The sequence below is a fragment of the Methylobacterium sp. 1A genome, from assembly GCF_058072805.1.
Map to the genome: position 1 here is coordinate 2,196,245 of NZ_JBYQVE010000002.1, position 16,542 is coordinate 2,212,786.

Consider the following 16,542-nt stretch of genomic DNA (forward strand, 5'->3'; position numbering starts at 1 on the left):
TCATGCAGCTCCCTCCCTGGTGCGAGCGCGATAGGAGCACGAGGCTAGGAGAGCCCGAACTGATTCGCAACGACCATCGCGAAGCTTCGGCCAGTCGCGACGGCCGATCCATGCACCCGGGTCAACCCTGCGGAGCCTGGGGAACGGTCACGCTTCGTTGAAAAGCTGACGCAACGCGGTGTAAACACTTCGCTGCAAACTGGGCCGTTGGGCGGCGCCTCGGTTGCGCGCCTCTCTCGGATCGCTGTCGCGGATCCGTACTTGGAGACCGACGGTGTCGCACTCCCTGGTGAACCGGGACGCGCTCGAGGAACTTACGGCCGTGATCGGCACGGAAAAGCTCGTCCGCATCCTCGATCGGTTCGTCGTCAGCCTGACCACCGCCTTCGAGGGACCGGATCGCGCGAACGACGATTACGGCCGCGAGGCGCACACACTGGTCTCGATGTCCGGCATGCTCGGCTGCGCCGAGCTGTCCCGGGCCTGCCGCGGCCTCGAGGAATCGGCCCTGGCGGGCGACGATCTGACCCGTTCGCTGGTCGACCTGAGGACCCTGCGCGACCGGACCGTCGCGGCCCTGCGGGACCTGCAGGCGGAGACCCGGCTGAGCGCCTAGGGCCACGCAGCCGCGTCGGGATCAGGCGACCATCACCGCGTCGAGGGGCGCCTCGAAGGTCAGCACCGCGCCCTCGCGCGGGTAGCTCATGTGGGCGGTCCCGCCGAAGCTGTGGGCGAGGCTGCGGGCGATGAGCCGCGTGCCGAACCCCGTGCGGGTCGGCGGCGTGACCGGTGGTCCGCCGCTCTCCTCCCAGCGGAACCGGAGGGTCTGGCCGCCCTCTGCCTCGGCCACGTTCCACGTGATGCAGACCCAGCCGGCGGCCACCGACAGCGCGCCGTACTTGGCCGCGTTGGTTCCGAGCTCGTGCAGCATCAGCGCCAGGGTCATGCCGTGGCGCGGTCCGAGCGTCAGCTCGGGACCGGCGATGCGGAACCGGCCCGCGACGCCGTCCCCGTGGAGCGACACGGCGCCCTCGACCAGACCACTCAGGGAGGCCCGGGTGAAGGAGCCCTGCAGCAGCACGTCGTGCGCCTTCGCGAGCGCCAGGAGCCGCGCGGCCAGCGCCTCGCCGGCCGCCTCCAGCGACGGTGCGTTGCGCATGGTCTGCGTCGCGACGGCCTGGACCATGGCCATGGTGTTCTTCATCCGATGGGCGAGTTCCTGCATCAGCAGCGTCTGGCGCGCCTCGGACAGCTTCTGGTCGGTGATGTCGCGCGACACCGCCAGGATCCGCTCGGGCCGGTCCGGCGCCGCGCCGATCGGCGTGACGGCCACGTCCCACCAGCGGAGCGCGCCGCCGGATTCCGACTGGGCCTGGAACCGGCTCGGGCGGCCGATCCGGGCCCGATCGAGCGCCTCGGCCACCGCCTCCCGGTCCTCGGGGCGCGTCCAGGCGTCGATCCAGGGCCGGCCGATCGCGTCAGCCTCGTCCCCGGCGGCGGACAGGGCCGGACCGTCCTCGCTGGCGGTGATCAGGCGCCCGTCGCGGTCCAGCAGTTCCAGGTAATCGTTCGGGGCCTGCGGCAGGCCGATCGCGCGCGCGCGGCCGGAAGGGCGCGGCCTCGCCTCGAGCCCGAGTCCGGCCGGTTCGCGGGGCGACGGCCCGCGGGGCGCCTCGACCCGCTCGGCCGCCATGCGACCGGCCTCGACGCGGCTCGCCGTCTCGATGATTCGGCCGAGCCGCCGGCTCCGCTGCCGCTCCCAGTCGGCCTGGGCGGTCGCCTGGCTGAGCAGGCTGCGCAGGCGGATGTTCTCCGCCTCGAGCGTCTCGACGCGGCGCTCCGCCCCGTCGATCCGCGGCCGTACGATGTCCACTTCCATCGCCCGCCCCCCTCGTCATCCCGACGGGGCGCCCGTGCGCGGCGCGCCGTCGGAGCTCCCCGACCGCGCGGCGCGGCAACGGATGTCGATGGCAGGGCCGCACCGGCGGTTCAGACCGCTTCTGGTGCCGGTTCCCCGCCCGCAGCCGAGCGAATCGTTGGATGTCTCACGCTAGCATGGCGCGCAGGATTATCAAATCAGCTCGGTATTCGCCTGCGGATGAAAACTTATGTTGGAGCCCTGTGCGGGTGCGAAGACGGTTACTTGTTTCGCATCAGCAGCACGAGCCAGCCGATCCCGAGGATAAAAATTATCAATCCGATCGAGACGAAGACGGGCGTGCCGAGATCGATGAGGCGGGGCGCGAGCTGCGTGGCGAAGGCCGCCACCACCAGGGCCACGGCGACCCGCGCGGCCGCGCGCTCGATGCCGCGGGTAACCTTGTCGAGGCCCTTCACCTCGATCTCGACGGTGACGCGGCCCTGCTTCAGCCGCACCAGCATCAGGTGGATCAGGGTCGGCAGCTCCGAGGCGGCGCCGTAGAGGCCGACGCCCAGGGCCTCGGCCTTCTGCTTGAGGGCGGAGAGTGAGAACTGCGTCTGCATGCTCGCCCGGACCGTGGGGCCCGCGGCGGCGAACAGGTCGAAATTCGGGTCGAGGTGGCGCATCACGCCGTCGGCGGTGACCAGCCCCTTGAACAGGATGGCGAGGTCGGTCGGCATCGCGAGGTCGTTCTCGCGGGCCATGTTCATGAAGTCGGTCAGCACCAGTCCGAGATTCAGCGGGATCGACGAGTGGCTCTCCACGAAAGACTGGGCCGAGACCTGGAGACGGGTGAGGTCCGGGTTGCTGGTGCCGGTCCAGTCGAGGAGCACGGCCATGAGGCCGTCGGCGTCCTGCTTGAGCATGGCGCCGATCAGCACGAGCAGCTGCGAGCGCCGCCGCTGCGACAGCCGCCCGATGATGCCGAAATCGATGAAGCCGATCTTGTTGCCGGGCAGGGCCAGCATGTTGCCCGGATGCGGGTCGGCGTGGAACACGCCCTCGATCAGCGCCATCTGCAGGAACGCGTCGGTTCCCTTCTGGGCGAGCAGCTTCTTGTCGATGCCCGCCGCGCGCAGGGCCGCCTCGTCGTTGGGCGGGATGCCGTGGATGAAGTCCTGCACCAGCACCCGCTCGGAGCAGTACTCCCAGTGGATCTTCGGGAAGACGATGTCGTCGCGGTCCTCGAAGATCTGGGCCAGCAGCTCGCAGTTGCGCGCCTCGTTGAGCAGGTCGAGCTCGCCGTTGAGGCCCTCCGCGAGGTGGCGCATCTGCTCCCGCGGCTGGTAGCGGGCCATGTCGGGCCACTCGTTCTCGACGATGCGGGCGCCGTGGGCCATGAGGCGCAGATCCGCCTCGATGATCTTGCGCAGGTTCGGCCGCAGCACCTTGACGATGACGTCCTCGCCCGAGTGCAGCCGCGCCCGGTAGACCTGGGCGATCGACGCCGAGGCGATCGGGTTGGTGTCGAACTCGGCGAACACCTCCATGGGCGAGGCGCCGAGATCGAGCTCGAGCTGCGGGCCGATCTGCTCCCACGTCACCGGCACGACCTGGCTGTGGAGCTTCTGCAGCTCCTCGGTCCAGGCCGGCGACAGGAGGTCCGGCCGGCTCGCCAGCACCTGCCCGAACTTGATGAAGGTCGGCCCGAGCGCCTCGATCGCCCGGCGCAGCCGCTCCGGCTCGGACAGGCGCGTGACGTCGACCCGGGGCTGGCGGCGCGGCAGGAGCGGCAGGTAGCGCAGGCCGAGCCGGTCCACGACGCGGGTGACGCCGAAGCCGATGAGGATCGTCGCGATCTCCGACAGCCGCTGGCGGTCGCGGGCGGCAACGAAGGCTGTCTTCAGCATGAATGGAGCGATCCGGTCGGACGGGATTGGGCGTCCGGACAGCACGAGCATAAGGACTTTTTTGCGGTCGCGAACCCCGGTTTCGCGGAGGCGGTGGCAACAAGACCGCCGCAGACCCGTTCGGCCACCAGTATCGAGGCGGGCTCGACTCCTACGTCAGTGCCCGTTCCCAGTCCTGTCGCCCGTGCAGCACGCGCAGGATGAGGACGGCGGACCCGTCCACGACGTCGACGATCACGTGGGCTCGATAGGGATGTAGCCGCACGGGCGGCGTGAATTCGCGCCGCTCGCGCGCCATCTGCGGCGTTGCGGCCAGCATGCGGAAGGCGTCGAACAGGCCGTCCTGGTAACGCTCGGCCTGGGTCACGCCGAAGCGTAGCGCCCCCGTCACATAGGCCTCGGCGATGTCCTCATCGGCCTGAGGCGTCGTCCGGAAGGTCATGGTTCCGGACGGGCCGCCAATCGCGTCCGCCCGAGCTGGCGGATATCCTGCTCCGACCGGTCGCTGACGCCGCTCGCCAGCCCCTCGTCGATCAGCCGCTGCAGATCGCCGAGCTTAGCCAAGCGCTCCTGGTCGCGCCGGATCAGGTCGCGCACGTAGTCGCTGGCATTGGCGTAGCGGCCGGTATCGGCCTGCGCCTCGACCCAGGCCTTCATGGCTTCGGGCAGCGAGACGTTCATGCTGGCCACGGGGCACCTCCGCCCGCTGGATGACGATCTTTGGCAGAGATTGTCAAAGATCGGCGGGCTCCGTGCAAGCGCGACGGTACGGCCAGACGACCGGGCCGTCAGTAGGCCGGCTCCAGCCCGCTGGTCCGATAGGCCTCGGCCGCCTGCGGCGTCGTCAGCCCGGCGAGGAACCGGGCCGCGCCGTCCCGGTCCGCCGCGCCGCGCAGGATCGCCGCCGCGAAGGTCGTCATCTCCTGCACCGGGTCGGGGAGGGGGCCGACCACCTCGATGCCGGGCACGACCATCAGCTCGCTGATCTGCTGGACGGCGATGTCGGCCTCCCCGGAGACCAGCTTCTCGGCCGTGAAGCCCTGCGGGATGATCGTCGCCCGGGCGTTCACCGCGTCGGCGAGGCCGAGCCGCGGCAGCAGGCCGGCGAAGTAGATCCCGCTGGCGCCGGTCCGCGAGTAGGCCACCGACCGCGCCTCCACCAGGGTGCGCTTCAGCGCCTCGACGGTCGCGATGTCCGGATGCGGAGCCCCGGCCTTGACGGCGATGCCGTAGCGCGAGCGCACCACGTCGACCCGGCTCTCGGGCTCGACGCGGTCTTCGGCGACGAGCCGATCCATGGCGTCCGACAGGACGAGCACCGCGTCGGCGGTCTCGCCCTCGGCGAGGGTCTTCATGATGACCGTGGTCGGCGCCCAGTGGATCGCCGTCCGGCCCCCCGCGGCCTCGAAGGCCGGGACGACGTGGGCGTCGAAGGCGCCGCGCATCACCAGGGCGCATTTGAGGCGTGTCTCGGGTCGCGCGCTCGGCATGGTGTGTCCAGTCTCTCGTCTCGGGAGGAGCGGTCGGGTGGCCGCGCCGAAGAAGCGGTCCGTCACCGCGGCGGCGCGGCGCGGGAATAGTCGATCGCCGTGAACCCGCCGCCCTGGTAGCGCTCCACCACCGGGTTGCCGCTGGTCTTCCCCTCCAGCGCCGCCGCGTGGGCATCGGCGCTGTCCTGCGGCGTCCAGCCGATGACGGCGCGGCCGTCCTTCCGCCACCAGGTCATGCGGCTGTTGTTCGAGGCGCCCCAGATCACCACCGAGCCCGTCGGGCCGAGGTCCGGGGCCAGGGTGGCGCGGGTGATCAGCCGGGTCAGGTCGGCGTAGGACAGCCACGTGGCCAGCATCCGCGCGTCGGTCGGCTCCGGGAAGCACGAGCCGATCCGCAGGAAGACGCTCTCGACCCCGTGCTTGTCGCGGTAGAGGCCGCCCATCAGCTCGCCGTAGGCCTTGGACAGGCCGTAATAGCCGTCGGGCGCGAGGCCGCAATCGTCGTCCAGCACCTCGGACCGCGGGTGGAAGCCGATCGCGTGGTTCGACGAGGCGAAGATCATCCGGGCGCCCTCGCGCCGGGCCGCCTCGTAGGCGTGGTAGAGGCCGCGGATGTTCGGGCCGATCACGGTCTCGAACGGGTGCTCGACCGAGATCCCCCCGAAATGGAGGATCGTGCCGCAGCCCTCCGCCAGCCGGAGGATCGCCGGCCCGTCCTCCAGGTCGGCGACCTGGAAGCGCGCCCCCTCCGGCAACGGGTCGGGGAAGGGGACGCGGTCCGTGAGCCGGAGCGTCCAGCCCTGCGCGCCGAGCGCGCGGGTCAGGACGCGCCCGAGGGCGCCGGAGGCTCCGGTCAGGAGGACGGGTTTGGGCGGGACGGTCTCGGGGCTCATGGGACGCTGCTCCAGATTCCGGCGGACTTGATCGGACAGCCTCGGTCAGACGGGCTTGGCCGCGGCGAGGGGGCCGGCTTCCGCCGGGTTGCGCGGCCGCCGCACGAAGATCGCCATCGCGACGACGCCGGCCGCCGCGATCAGGGCGGCGATCACGAAGGCGCTGGCGTAGCCCCCGAGATACTGCACGGCCAGTCCCGTGGCAGTCGGCCCGATGATGCCCGAGATGTTGCTCAGGAGGTGGATGAAGCCGCTGACGCCGCCGACCCGGGCCTCGGGCACCAGCTCGTGGATCGTCGCCCAGCAGGATTGCACCGAGCTGGTCAGCATCAGCACGGCGAGCGCGATCAGCGCGACCGCCATGGCGGTGCTGGTCGCGGCGTTGACCATGATCAGGGCCACCCCCGCGATGGCGAGCGGCACGATCGTGGTGATCTTCCGCGCGGCGAGCTTGTCGCCCATGCGCGTGTAGACGAAGTCCGCCACCACGCCCCCGCCGACATAGCCGACGAAGCCGCAGGCCCAGGGGATCGACGCGACCAGCGCCATCTCCTTCACCGGCATGTGCAGCGCGTCGGTGAGGTAGCTCGGGAGCCACGAGAGGAAGATGTAGAGGGTGTAGTTCACCGCGAACATGCCGAGCCCGAGCGACAGGGTGCTCGGCAGGAACAGGTACTCCTTCAGCGAGCGGGCATGGTCGGAGGGCGCGAGGTGCGTGACCGCCCGGCTGCGCTCCACGAGGGCGATCTCCTCCGGATGGACCCGCGGATTGTCCTGCGGCCGGTCGGTCATGAGCATCCGCCACGCCACGACCCACAGCAGGCCGACGGCGCCGATGGCCACGAACGCCACGCGCCAGCCGTACTGGATCGCCAGCAGGCCGACGACCGGCGCCGCGATGGCGCTGCCCACCGTCTGGCCCGAGAAGGTGAAGCCGATGGTCCGGGCGGTCTCCTCGCGGGGGAACCACGTGGTGATGGTGCGGTTCGTGGTGGAGTTCATCGGCCCCTCGGCGAAGCCGAACAGGGCGCGGACGATGAACATCTGGGCGAAGCCGGTCACCGCCCCTGTGAGCATGCACAGGACCGACCAGGAGGCCGCCGCCCAGCTGTAGACGCTGCGCGGCCCGTAACGGTCGGCGAGCTGCCCGCCCACGAAGGCGAACAGCGCGTAGCCGAAGAAGAACGTGCTGAAGATCACCCCCAGCTCCGAGGGCGACAGGTTCAGGTCCTGCTTGACGAAGGGCGCGGCGACGCCGAGCGCTGCTCGATCCATGTAGTTGATGATACCGGCGATGAACAGCAGGAACGCGATCAGGAACCTGTAACGCTTGGCGAACATGGGCATCCTCCAGAATATTTATGATTTTCTTTTCTTGTTTGCTTGGTGCGGCCCGGCGGTCAGAGGTCACGGCTCGACCGCCGCCGGTTCCGCCTCTCTTGCCCCTTCGAGGGGCATGGTCGGGCCCGCGCGCGGCGCGGGCCTGAACGCGTCGGCGCCTCCTACAGGAACGCGATCGTGCAGGGACTGAGGCTCGGGCGCGAACCGGTCCGAGTGAGGTCTCCGCTCTCGGGATCGATGGCGAAGGCGACGAGGCAGTCGCCCTGCTCGTTGGCGACGAGCAGGTGGCCTCCGTCCGGTGCCAGGACCATGAAGCGCGGGTCGCGGCCGCCGGAGGACGTCCAGCCCGCGGGTTCGAGGCGCCCGGCCGGGTCCGCCCGGAACCGCGCGATCCCGTCCTGTCCGCGGTTCGACGCGTAGACGAATCGTCCGTCGGGCGTGACCGCGATGGCCGCGGCGGTGCTCGCGCCGAAGAAGTCCGGCGGCAGGGTCGAGACGAGGTGCAGGGGCGTCAGCGCTCCGGCGTCCGCGTCCCACCGGCAGGTGGCGACGCTCGAGTCGAGCTCGTTGACCAGGAAGGCGAGGGGCTCGTGCGGGTGGAATGCGATGTGGCGCGGGCCGGCGCCGGGACGCATCGCGGTTTCCGAGACGATGGCGAGCCGCTCGCCCGCGAGCTTCAGGACGAAGACGCGGTCGAGGCCCTTGTCGGGGACGATGACGTGGCGACCGTCGGGCGACAGGACCACGTGGTGCGGGTGGGCGCAGGCCTGCTCGGTTCGGTGCGGGCCCGGCTCGCCCGGGAGCGGCAGCACTTGGCACGCGGGCTCCAGGCCGCCATCGGCGCGCACCGGCATGAGGGCGACCGATCCGCTGGCGTAGTTGGCCACGATCAGAAACCGACCCCCGGGGTCGAGGGCCTGGTGCACGCTGTTGGTGCCGCCGGTGGCGGCGCTGCCGAGGGCGCGCAGGGTGCCGTCGGGCTCCAGCGCGAAGGCGCTCGCCGCCTCGCCGTCGCCCTGGACCGTGTAGAGGATCGCGCGCGCCGGGTCGGTCACCAGGAAGGACGGGTTCGTCAGGTTCTCGACCCGGCCGAGATGCGTCCAGTCGCCGAGGTCGCGACCGGTCCGGTAGATGTCGATGCCCCGGCCGCGCGCCCGGCGCCGCTCGGTGGTGAAGCAGCCCACGAAGGCGAGGCCGCGGGGGGCGGGGTCGGTCATGCGGAGCATCCGGATCGGGGACGGGGCTGCGGGGACAGCCGGCGGGATCGACGGTGCAGGGATGCCGGGCGCCCGGGCGCGGCGGCCCCGGCGCCCCGGGCGGCTGTCCCGCTGCCGCTCGCCGGCGCGCCGCGCGTGTCCGGGAAGCCGATCACGGTCGATCCTCCCGCCATCGGCTCAGGCCCGCCGCGGGGTGCGGCGCAGGAAGTCGGGATTGAGTTCGGACAGGCGGTTCACCCCGATCAGCGCCATGTCGCGGTTGAGTTCCTCCTTGAGGATCCGCATCGCGTGCTCGACCCCCGCGGCGCCCCCGAGCGCCGCGGCGAACATGAAGGGCCGGCCGAGCAGGACGAAGTCTGCGCCCAGCGCCAGCGCCTTCATCACGTCGGTGCCCCGGCGGATGCCGCTGTCGACGATGATCTTCAGCCCGCCCTTCCGGGCGGCGATTTCCGGCAGCACGTCGAGGGGGGCGACGGCGTAGTCGAGCTGGCGGCCGCCGTGGGTCGAGAGGATCACGCCGTCGGCGCCGCACTCCCGCGCGATGTCGACGTCCTCCGGCGCCAGCAAGCCCTTCACCAGCAGGTTGCCGGACCAGCGCTTGCGGATCGCCTCCAGGTTCTTCCACGAGAGCTGGTCGCGGGCGATGGTGTTGCGCACCGCGCCCTGCGACATCATCGGCGGCCCGCGCTCGGCCTCGGTGTTCTCGAAGTGCGGGGCCCCGTGCTTGAGGAAGGTCCGGGCGACGGTTCCGAGCAGCCAGCGCGGGTGGGTGGCACTCTGCCACGCCACCTTCGGCGTGACCTTGATCGGCATGGAGAAGCCGCTGCGGATGTTGTGCTCGCGGTTGCCGAGGGTCGGCGTGTCGGCGGTCACCACGAAGGTCCGGTAGCCGGTGGCCTCGACCCGGTCGAGGAGGCGGTCGATCCGGTTCTGATCGCCCGGCAGGTAGCCCTGGAACCAGGCCTGCGGGTTCCGGGCGTGGACGTCCTCCAACCTGATCAACGAGGAGGCGCTCAGGCACATCGGCAGGTTCATCCGCCGGGCCGCCTCGGCGAGCACGAGGTCGCCCCGGTAGGCGATGAAGGCGGCCCCGCCCAGCGGCCCGATCCCGAACGGCGCCGCGTAGGTCTGGCCGAACAGCGTGGTGGCGGTGTCCCGCGCCGAGGTGTCCCGCATCAGGCGAGGGACGAGGGCGTAGTCGGCGTAGGCGCCGCGGCTCTGCGCCAGGGCCGAGCCGGTCTCGACCCCGCCGGAGACGTACTGGAAGATCATCGGCGGCAGGAGCTTGCGGGCGTGCCGCTCGAAATCGTCGAGGGCCAGCAGGTCGCGGAACCGGTAGGGCGTGACCGCGTCGCTGCGCTTCAGGCTGGTGACGATGGCCTGCGGGGCCGCGATGCCCGGCGCCGCGGCGTCCGCGCCGCCGACGGTCGGCGCGGCACGCTCTGGGGCTCCCAGTCCGGAGGCCGGCCGGTCGAGCGTCGCCATCGGATCCTCCTGTGGGCCGCCCGATCGAGCAGCCTCTTGAAAGCGCTTTCAGATAGCCAGTGGTCGGGTGGGGTGTCAATATACTGCCGGTTCGGCCCGCTTCTGCTGGCCGGGCATCGCCGCGTCGCGTATCCGGGGCCGACGCGCTGCCCCGCGGGGCCGTTCGGGAGGAGGATCGATCTCAGTGCTGGACCTGCCGGAGGAGATCCTCGAGCCGCCAACGCGCAGCCCGGTTGCCCGGGACGTCGCCCGCCGCGCCGGCGTCTCGACCGCGACGGTGTCCCGGGTGCTGAACGGCTCCGCCGGCGTCCGGGCCGACAAGCGTGCGGCGGTGATGCGGGCCGCGCAGGATCTCGGCTTCGTCGCCAACGGGGCGGCCCGGGCGCTCTCGACGCGCCGCTTCATGGCCGTCGGCGCCGTCGTGCCGAACATCGAGAACGAGGCCTTCGTGCGCGTCCTGTCGAGCTTCCAGGACCGGCTGCGGCAGGCGGGCTACACCCTGGTGGCGGCCAATGCCGGCTACGACCTGGAGGACGAGCTCCGCGAGGCGACCTTCCTGCTGGAGCGCGGCGTCGACGGACTGATGCTGGTCGGCGACATCCACCACCCGGACCTCCACGCCCGGATCGCCCGCGCCGGCATCCCGATGGTGCAGACCTTCAGTCTGTCCCGCGAGCGCCCCTGCGTGGGCTTCGACAACGCTGCCTCGGCGGCCCGGGCGGCCAACTACCTGATGGATCTCGGCCATCGCCGGATCGGGGTGATCTCGGGCCTGCGCAAGGACAACGACCGCGGCGGCGCCCGGGTGACGGGCATCGCGGCGGCGCTCGCGGCCCGCGGCCTGCGGCTCGCCCCGGAGCACGACATCGAGATCTCCTACGGGATCGGCGGCGGCCGCGACGGGTTCCGCCAGATGCTGGCCGGCGGCCCGCCGCCGACCGCGATCATCTGCGGCACCGACCAGATCGCCTTCGGGGCGATGATCGAGGCGCGGGCAAGGGGGCTCTCCATTCCCGGCGATTTGTCGGTGATCGGCCACAACGATTCCGACTTCGCGCCCTTCCTCGACCCGGCGCTGACGACGATCCGCATCCACTCCGCCGAGATCGGCCACGCCGCCGGCGACCACCTGATCGCCCGGATCCAGGGGCGGCCGATGGTCCGTCTCACCGAGATCGACGCCGAGCTGATCCTGCGCGCCAGCACGGCTCCGCCGAGGCGGGCCGGACCCTGACCTGCGCTATCTTGCCACCTGTTTGAAATCGCTTACAACAATCGCTGACCAGATATGGACCGGCGCCCGGCCGGGTCCGCGGCCTCTCGGGAACACAGCATGGCGCCCCGCATCGTCCTCCTGCACGCGACACCGGTCGCCATGGCGCCGATCCAGGCCGCCTTCGCCGAGCGCTGGCCGGAGGCGGAGACCGTCAACCTGCTCGACGACGGCCTGTCCCTCGATCGGGCGAAGGAGCCGGGCGCGATCTCGGAGGCGATGATCGAGCGCTTCGTGCGGTTCGGCCGCTACGGCCACGACATGGGCGCCGACGGCATCCTGATCACCTGCTCGGCCTTCGGTCCGGCCATCGACCGGCTGATCGAGACCGTGCCGGTGCCGGTGCTCAAGCCCAACGAGGCGATGTTCCGCGCGGCGATCGCGCAGGGCGCGCGCATCGGCATGCTGGCGACCTTCGGGCCCTCGGTCGGCACGATGACGGACGAGTTCGAGGAGTTCGTCGCCGAGTTCGGGCGCCCGGCGAGCCTCCGGACGGTCCTGGTGGACGACGCGATGGCGCGGCTGCGCGCCGGCGACGCCGAGACCCACAACCGGCTGATCGCCGAGCGGGCGCCGGACCTGCGCGACTGCGACGCGATCATGCTCGCGCATTTCTCCACCTCGCGCGCGGCCGAGGCCGTGCGGAAGGCCGTCGACGTCCCGGTGCTGACCGCGCCCCACGCGGCGGTGGACCGGATGCGGGCGATGATCGAGACCGGCGGGAGCGCCTGACCCATGAAGCTCGGTGCCTACAAGGATCGTCTCAGCGGCCATTGCGGCTTCCTGTTCACGGAGCTGCCGCTGGCCGAGCGCTTCGCGGCGGCGGCCCGTGCCGGGTTCCGCGCGGTCGAGCATCCCAACCTGTTCGCGACGCCGGCCCGGGAGGTCGCGGGCTGGCTGGAGCGGGCGGGCGTGCCGCTGGTCCAGACCGGCTTTCCGGCAGGGGACGCCGCCAAGGGCGAGAAGGGCTTCGCGGCGCTGCCCAACCGGATCGATTACTTCCGCTCCACGATCGAGCCGACCCTGGACTACGTCGCGCAACTCGGCTGCCGGATGGTCCACCCGATGGCGGGCGTCCGGCCCGCGGGAGTCGAGCGGGCGCGGCTCTGGGACACCTACCTCGACAATCTCGCCTTCGCGGCCGACGCCGCCGGCGCGCGCGGCATGACGGTGATCGTCGAGCCGATCGGTCCCGGCTCGATCGCCGACTACGCGATCGACGACCCGCTGCTGGCGGTCGAGGCGATCCGGACGATCGGCCGCGACAACGTCAAGCTGCTGTTCGACGCCTATCACTGCGTGTGCCTCGGCCACGATCCGGCGGCGCTGATCCGCGCGCACGCGCCGCTCATCGCCCATGTCCAGATCGCCGACGATCCCGGGCGGCACGAGCCGGGGACCGGCACGATCGCCTTCGACCCGATCTTCGCCGCCCTGGAGGAGGTCGGCTATTCCGGCTTCGTCGGCTGCGAGTACCATCCCGCGGCCGGCACCGAGGCGGGGCTCGGCTGGATGCGGGCGGCAGCGGCGTAGCGCCGGGGCCTCAGAACCGGGCGGCGACGCCGCCGATGATCGTGCGGGGCTGCCCCGGCGTCGCGTAGCGGTTCTGGAACGCGCGGTCGTAGTACGTCGCGTCGAACACGTTGTCGACGTTGAGGTAGATCCGCACGCCCGGCGCGATCTGGTAGTACGAGATCAGGTTGACCAGCGTGTATTGCGGCAGGTTGAAGGTCGCGAGCGCCGTCCCGGCGGCGCGCCGGCCGACGAAGTCGAGGCCGCCGCCCAGGCCGAGCCCCTTCAGGTCGCCGCTCTGAAACTCGTAGACGGTCTGGAACGCGAGGCTGTTGGCGGGCACGTTGGCGATGCGCGTGCCGACCGGCAGGGTGTTGTCGCGGGCGACGGCCGCGTCGACGCGCGTGTAGGTCCCGATCACGCGCCAGCCCGGGGCTAGGTAGCCGGCGGCGGTCAGGTCGAAGCCGCGGCTGCGGACGGTGCCGGTGGCCACGCTGAAGTTCGGGTCGACCGGATCGGTGCTCAGGACGTTGGAGCGCCGGATCTCGAACAGGGCGGCGGTGGCGTCGAGGCGCCCGTCGAGGAGGCTGACCTTCGCGCCGGCCTCGTAGCCCTCGCCCTCCTCGAACGCGAAGGGCCGGCCGCTGCGATCCGTGCCGATATTGGGCCGGAACGAGCGCGCGTAGTTGCCGTAGAGCGCGACCGTGTCGGTCAGGTCGTAGAGCAGGCCGAAGCGCGGCGTCGCCACCAGACCCTGCAGGCTGGTGGTGCTCTTCGTGAGGTTGTTCGTCGAGACCAGCCCGAGGTCCTCGACCCGGACGCCCAGGAGGGCGTGGAGGCGGGGCGTGAGGTCGATCTGGTCCTGCACGTAGCCGGCGTAGCTCTCGGTTTTCTGCAGGAAGTTCGTGACCCGCGCGGTGATCGGCGGCAGCGGCTGGCCGTAGCGCGGCGCCAGCAGGTCGAGGAGGAACGGGTTCGTCGCGACGTTCGAGCGGTTGAACACCTCCCGGTAGCGGTAGCTGTCGTATTCCAGCCCGAGCAGGAGCGTGTGGCGGAACGGGCCGGTCTCGAACTTGCCCGCGAGATTCGCCTGCAGGTCGAGGTCGGACCACGTCAGGTCCCGCCATTCCAGGGTCCGCCGCTGGGTCCGGCCATCCGGCAGCAGGCCGATGGCGCCGACCCCGTAGCCCGACAGGTTCCCGCCGAGAACCTGGGCACCGACGTTCAGCACCCAGTCCTGGTCGAACCGGTGCTCGACGCGCAACTGGCCGAGGGCGTTGTCGACATGGGCCGGCGGCAGGCCCGGCTCGCCGATGAAGCGGCTGCGCGGCAGGGCGCGCACGTTGCCCCCCAGCGGGACGATGCCGCGGTCGAAGGTCTGCGCCGTGCTGACGAAGTCGCCCTCCAGGGTGACGGTCGTGTCCGTCGTCGGCTTCCAGGCGATGACCGGGGCGAGGGCGTAGCGGTCGCTGGTGACGAAGTCCCGGAAGCTGCCGTTGTCCTCGACGGCGCCGGTGACGCGGGCCAGCACCTGGCCGCTCTCGTCGAGGGCGCCCGTGGCGTCGAAGGTGCTCCGCTTGGCGCCGAAGCTGCCGTACTGCGTGCCGACCGTGAGGGAGCGCGCCGCCAGCGGCTGCTTGGTCACGATGTTGAAGGTGCCGCCGGGATCGCCGCGGCCGTACAGGAAGGCCGAGGGGCCCTTCAGGACCTCGATGCGCTCGATGGAGACGATGTCGGGGCTGTTGGGGTAGCCGCGGTTGATCGGGAACCCGTTGCGGTAATACTCGCCGGTCGCCACGCCGCGGATCGTGAACTCGGTCAGGCCGAGACCGCCGAAATTGTTGCCGCGGCCGACGCCCGCGAGGTCGAGGGCGCTGTCGATCCGCGTCGCCGCCGCGTCCTCCAGCACCTCCTGCGGCACCGCCACGATGGTCTGCGGCACCTCGCGGACGGGCGTGTCGGTCCGCGTGGCGCTCACCGCCCGCGTGGCCCGGTAACCGTCGATGCGGGACGTCCCGTCGCCGGTCCCCGCCACCGACAGCTCCTCCAGCTGGACTTCCTGGGAACTATCAACGGCAAGTTGAGCCCAGCCAGGAGACGGGAGCAATACCGGAGCGAGGAAGAGGGAGATTCTGGCTGCGCGTCCGGAAACACCGCGCGAAGCCCGCGTGCAAGACCTTGCACAGTTACGCCGTACCACGATGTCGACCATTCTGTTTCGAGTGGCGCCAGATACGGCGCGGAAACATTCACGGTCAAGCTTGATCGTCGGCGGAACATCCAGGCTAGATTTTGAATAACTATAATCTGGGCGGGATCGACGGTGCGCCCGCAAGAAGCGCGCGAAGACCCCGTCGTTGCCCGTTCGACCGCTGAGGGAAGGGGAGGATCGCTCCGGCGCACGGGCTCTCAACACGCCGGGTCGCGGGGCATCTGCACAGACGACGCCTCTCGCGTCGTCCGAGCGATCGTGACCGGTTCGCGCGCCGCCCAGACAGGGCGAAGCGGGACCTGTTCCCGGTCAGGCGCCGCCGAGCAGCCGCGCCCGGCGCTCGAGGACCGTGGGCCAGACCTCGGGATTGACGAGCCGCGGCGGCGTCTCGCCCCGGAGCAGGCCGACGATCTGCTCGGCCCCCCAGGCGGCCACGTTGCGCCGCGCCTCGTGGGTGACGCCGGCGGTGTGGTAGGTCGCCACCACGGTGTCGAGCTGCAGCAGGGCCGCGTCGAGGCACGGCGGTTCCGGCGACCAGACATCGAGGCCCGCGCCGGCGAGATGGCCGGCGGTGAGCGCGGCGGCGAGCGCCGCCTCGTCGTGGACCCCGCCCCGGGCGGTGGTGATGAACAGCGCCCCCGGCTTCATCGCCGCGAAGGACGCGGCGTCGAAGCTGCCCCGGGTGGTGTCGTCGAGGGGGCAGTGAAGGGACACGATGTCGGACTCGGCGAGCAGCCGCGCCCGGTCCACCGGCTCCGCGCCGCGAGCCCGGATCTCCGCGTCCGGGAGGAGGGGATCGTGGGCGAGGACCCGCATGTCGAAGCCGCGGGCCAGCTTGGCGACCTCCCGGCCGGTATGACCGATCCCGATGAGGCCCAGGGTCGCGCCGCCGATCTCGTGGCCCATCAGCGATTCGCGGGTGAAGCCGCGCGCGGTCCGGAGCAGGCGGTCGGAGACGCAGATCTTGCGCGAGACGGCGAGCATCAGGCCGATCGCCAGTTCCGCCACCGAGCGGGCATTGCCGCCCACTTGGTTCACCACCGCGACGCCGGCCCGGGTGCAGGCGGCGGCGTCCACCGTGTCGAAGCCCGCGCCGGCCGACGAGACCGCGAGCAGATTCGGGCATTCGGCGAGCAGCGCGTCGGTCACGTGCCAGCGGCGCGGCAGCTCGTCCCGCGCCGGCGAGACGTGGAGGACGTGGGCCCGCGCCAGCAGCGCCGCGAGCGCGTCGTCCGGTCCCTGCAGGTCGCCGACCTGAAGGTCGATGTCGGGCTCGGCCCCCAGGCGCGCGTCGAAGACCGGATTGATCCAGACGTTGAATCGGCAGACGCGCTTGGGGGCCGACACC

At 71.3% G+C, this 16,542-nt stretch carries 15 protein-coding genes; 4 read left to right on the forward strand and 11 right to left on the reverse strand.

The genetic code is table 11. The annotated features are described in order from the left end of the window. Positions 1-274 precede the first annotated feature (274 nt). Positions 275-616 (forward strand): Hpt domain-containing protein, encoded by a 342-nt coding sequence (locus ACX9MN_RS30435; protein ID WP_100251839.1) that lies wholly within the window; start codon positions 275-277, stop codon positions 614-616. A 21-nt stretch (positions 617-637) separates the two neighbouring features. On the opposite strand, the gene ACX9MN_RS30440 is transcribed toward ACX9MN_RS30435, so the two are convergent. From ACX9MN_RS30440 to ACX9MN_RS30480, 9 genes are all read right to left on the reverse strand, one after another. Beyond that, positions 638-1,879, reverse strand: a complete 1,242-nt coding sequence (locus ACX9MN_RS30440) for a sensor histidine kinase (protein WP_091680470.1) — start codon at positions 1,877-1,879, stop codon at positions 638-640. Positions 1,880-2,139: 260 nt separating this feature from the next. Further along, positions 2,140-3,771 (reverse strand): ABC1 kinase family protein, encoded by a 1,632-nt coding sequence (locus tag ACX9MN_RS30445; RefSeq protein WP_020093008.1) that lies wholly within the window; start codon positions 3,769-3,771, stop codon positions 2,140-2,142. 151 nt (positions 3,772-3,922) lie between these two features. After that, positions 3,923-4,213: a type II toxin-antitoxin system RelE/ParE family toxin gene (locus ACX9MN_RS30450; RefSeq protein ID WP_489726228.1), complete on the reverse strand. Its 291-nt coding sequence runs from the start codon at positions 4,211-4,213 to the stop codon at positions 3,923-3,925. After that, complete coding sequence (locus tag ACX9MN_RS30455; RefSeq protein ID WP_210186920.1) at positions 4,210-4,461, reverse strand: type II toxin-antitoxin system ParD family antitoxin; 252 nt, start codon at positions 4,459-4,461, stop codon at positions 4,210-4,212. The genes ACX9MN_RS30450 and ACX9MN_RS30455 overlap by 4 nt, the downstream gene beginning before the upstream one ends. A 98-nt stretch (positions 4,462-4,559) precedes the next feature. Next, on the reverse strand, positions 4,560-5,261 hold the full coding sequence (locus ACX9MN_RS30460) for a molybdate ABC transporter substrate-binding protein (protein WP_489726229.1): 702 nt from the start codon (positions 5,259-5,261) through the stop codon (positions 4,560-4,562). A gap of 62 nt (positions 5,262-5,323) precedes the next feature. Beyond that, positions 5,324-6,154 carry an NAD-dependent epimerase/dehydratase family protein gene (locus tag ACX9MN_RS30465; protein WP_489726230.1) on the reverse strand — a complete coding sequence of 277 codons (831 nt, stop codon included), beginning with the start codon at positions 6,152-6,154 and terminating at the stop codon, positions 5,324-5,326. Positions 6,155-6,199: 45 nt separating this feature from the next. Beyond that, a complete protein-coding gene (locus tag ACX9MN_RS30470) occupies positions 6,200-7,495 on the reverse strand; it encodes an MFS transporter (protein WP_091680479.1) in 1,296 nt (431 codons plus the stop codon). 161 nt (positions 7,496-7,656) lie between these two features. Next, complete coding sequence (locus ACX9MN_RS30475) at positions 7,657-8,712, reverse strand: lactonase family protein (RefSeq protein WP_489726231.1); 1,056 nt, start codon at positions 8,710-8,712, stop codon at positions 7,657-7,659. Between the two features lie 177 nt (positions 8,713-8,889). Next, positions 8,890-10,197 (reverse strand): alpha-hydroxy acid oxidase, encoded by a 1,308-nt coding sequence (locus ACX9MN_RS30480; protein ID WP_489726232.1) that lies wholly within the window; start codon positions 10,195-10,197, stop codon positions 8,890-8,892. A gap of 184 nt (positions 10,198-10,381) precedes the next feature. Between ACX9MN_RS30480 and ACX9MN_RS30485 the strand changes: the two genes are divergently transcribed. The 3 genes from ACX9MN_RS30485 to ACX9MN_RS30495 all read left to right on the forward strand — a co-directional run bounded on the left by ACX9MN_RS30485 (position 10,382) and on the right by ACX9MN_RS30495 (position 13,003). Continuing rightward, positions 10,382-11,431: a LacI family DNA-binding transcriptional regulator gene (locus ACX9MN_RS30485; protein WP_489726233.1), complete on the forward strand. Its 1,050-nt coding sequence runs from the start codon at positions 10,382-10,384 to the stop codon at positions 11,429-11,431. Between the two features lie 99 nt (positions 11,432-11,530). Further along, a complete protein-coding gene (locus tag ACX9MN_RS30490) occupies positions 11,531-12,202 on the forward strand; it encodes an aspartate/glutamate racemase family protein (RefSeq protein ID WP_489726234.1) in 672 nt (223 codons plus the stop codon). A 3-nt stretch (positions 12,203-12,205) separates the two neighbouring features. Beyond that, entirely contained in the window at positions 12,206-13,003 is a 798-nt protein-coding gene (locus tag ACX9MN_RS30495) for a hydroxypyruvate isomerase family protein (protein WP_489726235.1), read from the forward strand. A 10-nt stretch (positions 13,004-13,013) separates the two neighbouring features. Here the strand turns inward: ACX9MN_RS30495 and ACX9MN_RS30500 are convergent, their stop codons facing one another. Further along, positions 13,014-15,017 carry a TonB-dependent siderophore receptor gene (locus tag ACX9MN_RS30500; protein WP_489726236.1) on the reverse strand — a complete coding sequence of 668 codons (2,004 nt, stop codon included), beginning with the start codon at positions 15,015-15,017 and terminating at the stop codon, positions 13,014-13,016. A gap of 486 nt (positions 15,018-15,503) precedes the next feature. After that, positions 15,504-16,541, reverse strand: coding sequence for a hydroxyacid dehydrogenase (locus tag ACX9MN_RS30505; protein WP_489726237.1), 1,038 nt, complete (start codon positions 16,539-16,541; stop codon positions 15,504-15,506). Position 16,542: the final 1 nt, after the last annotated feature.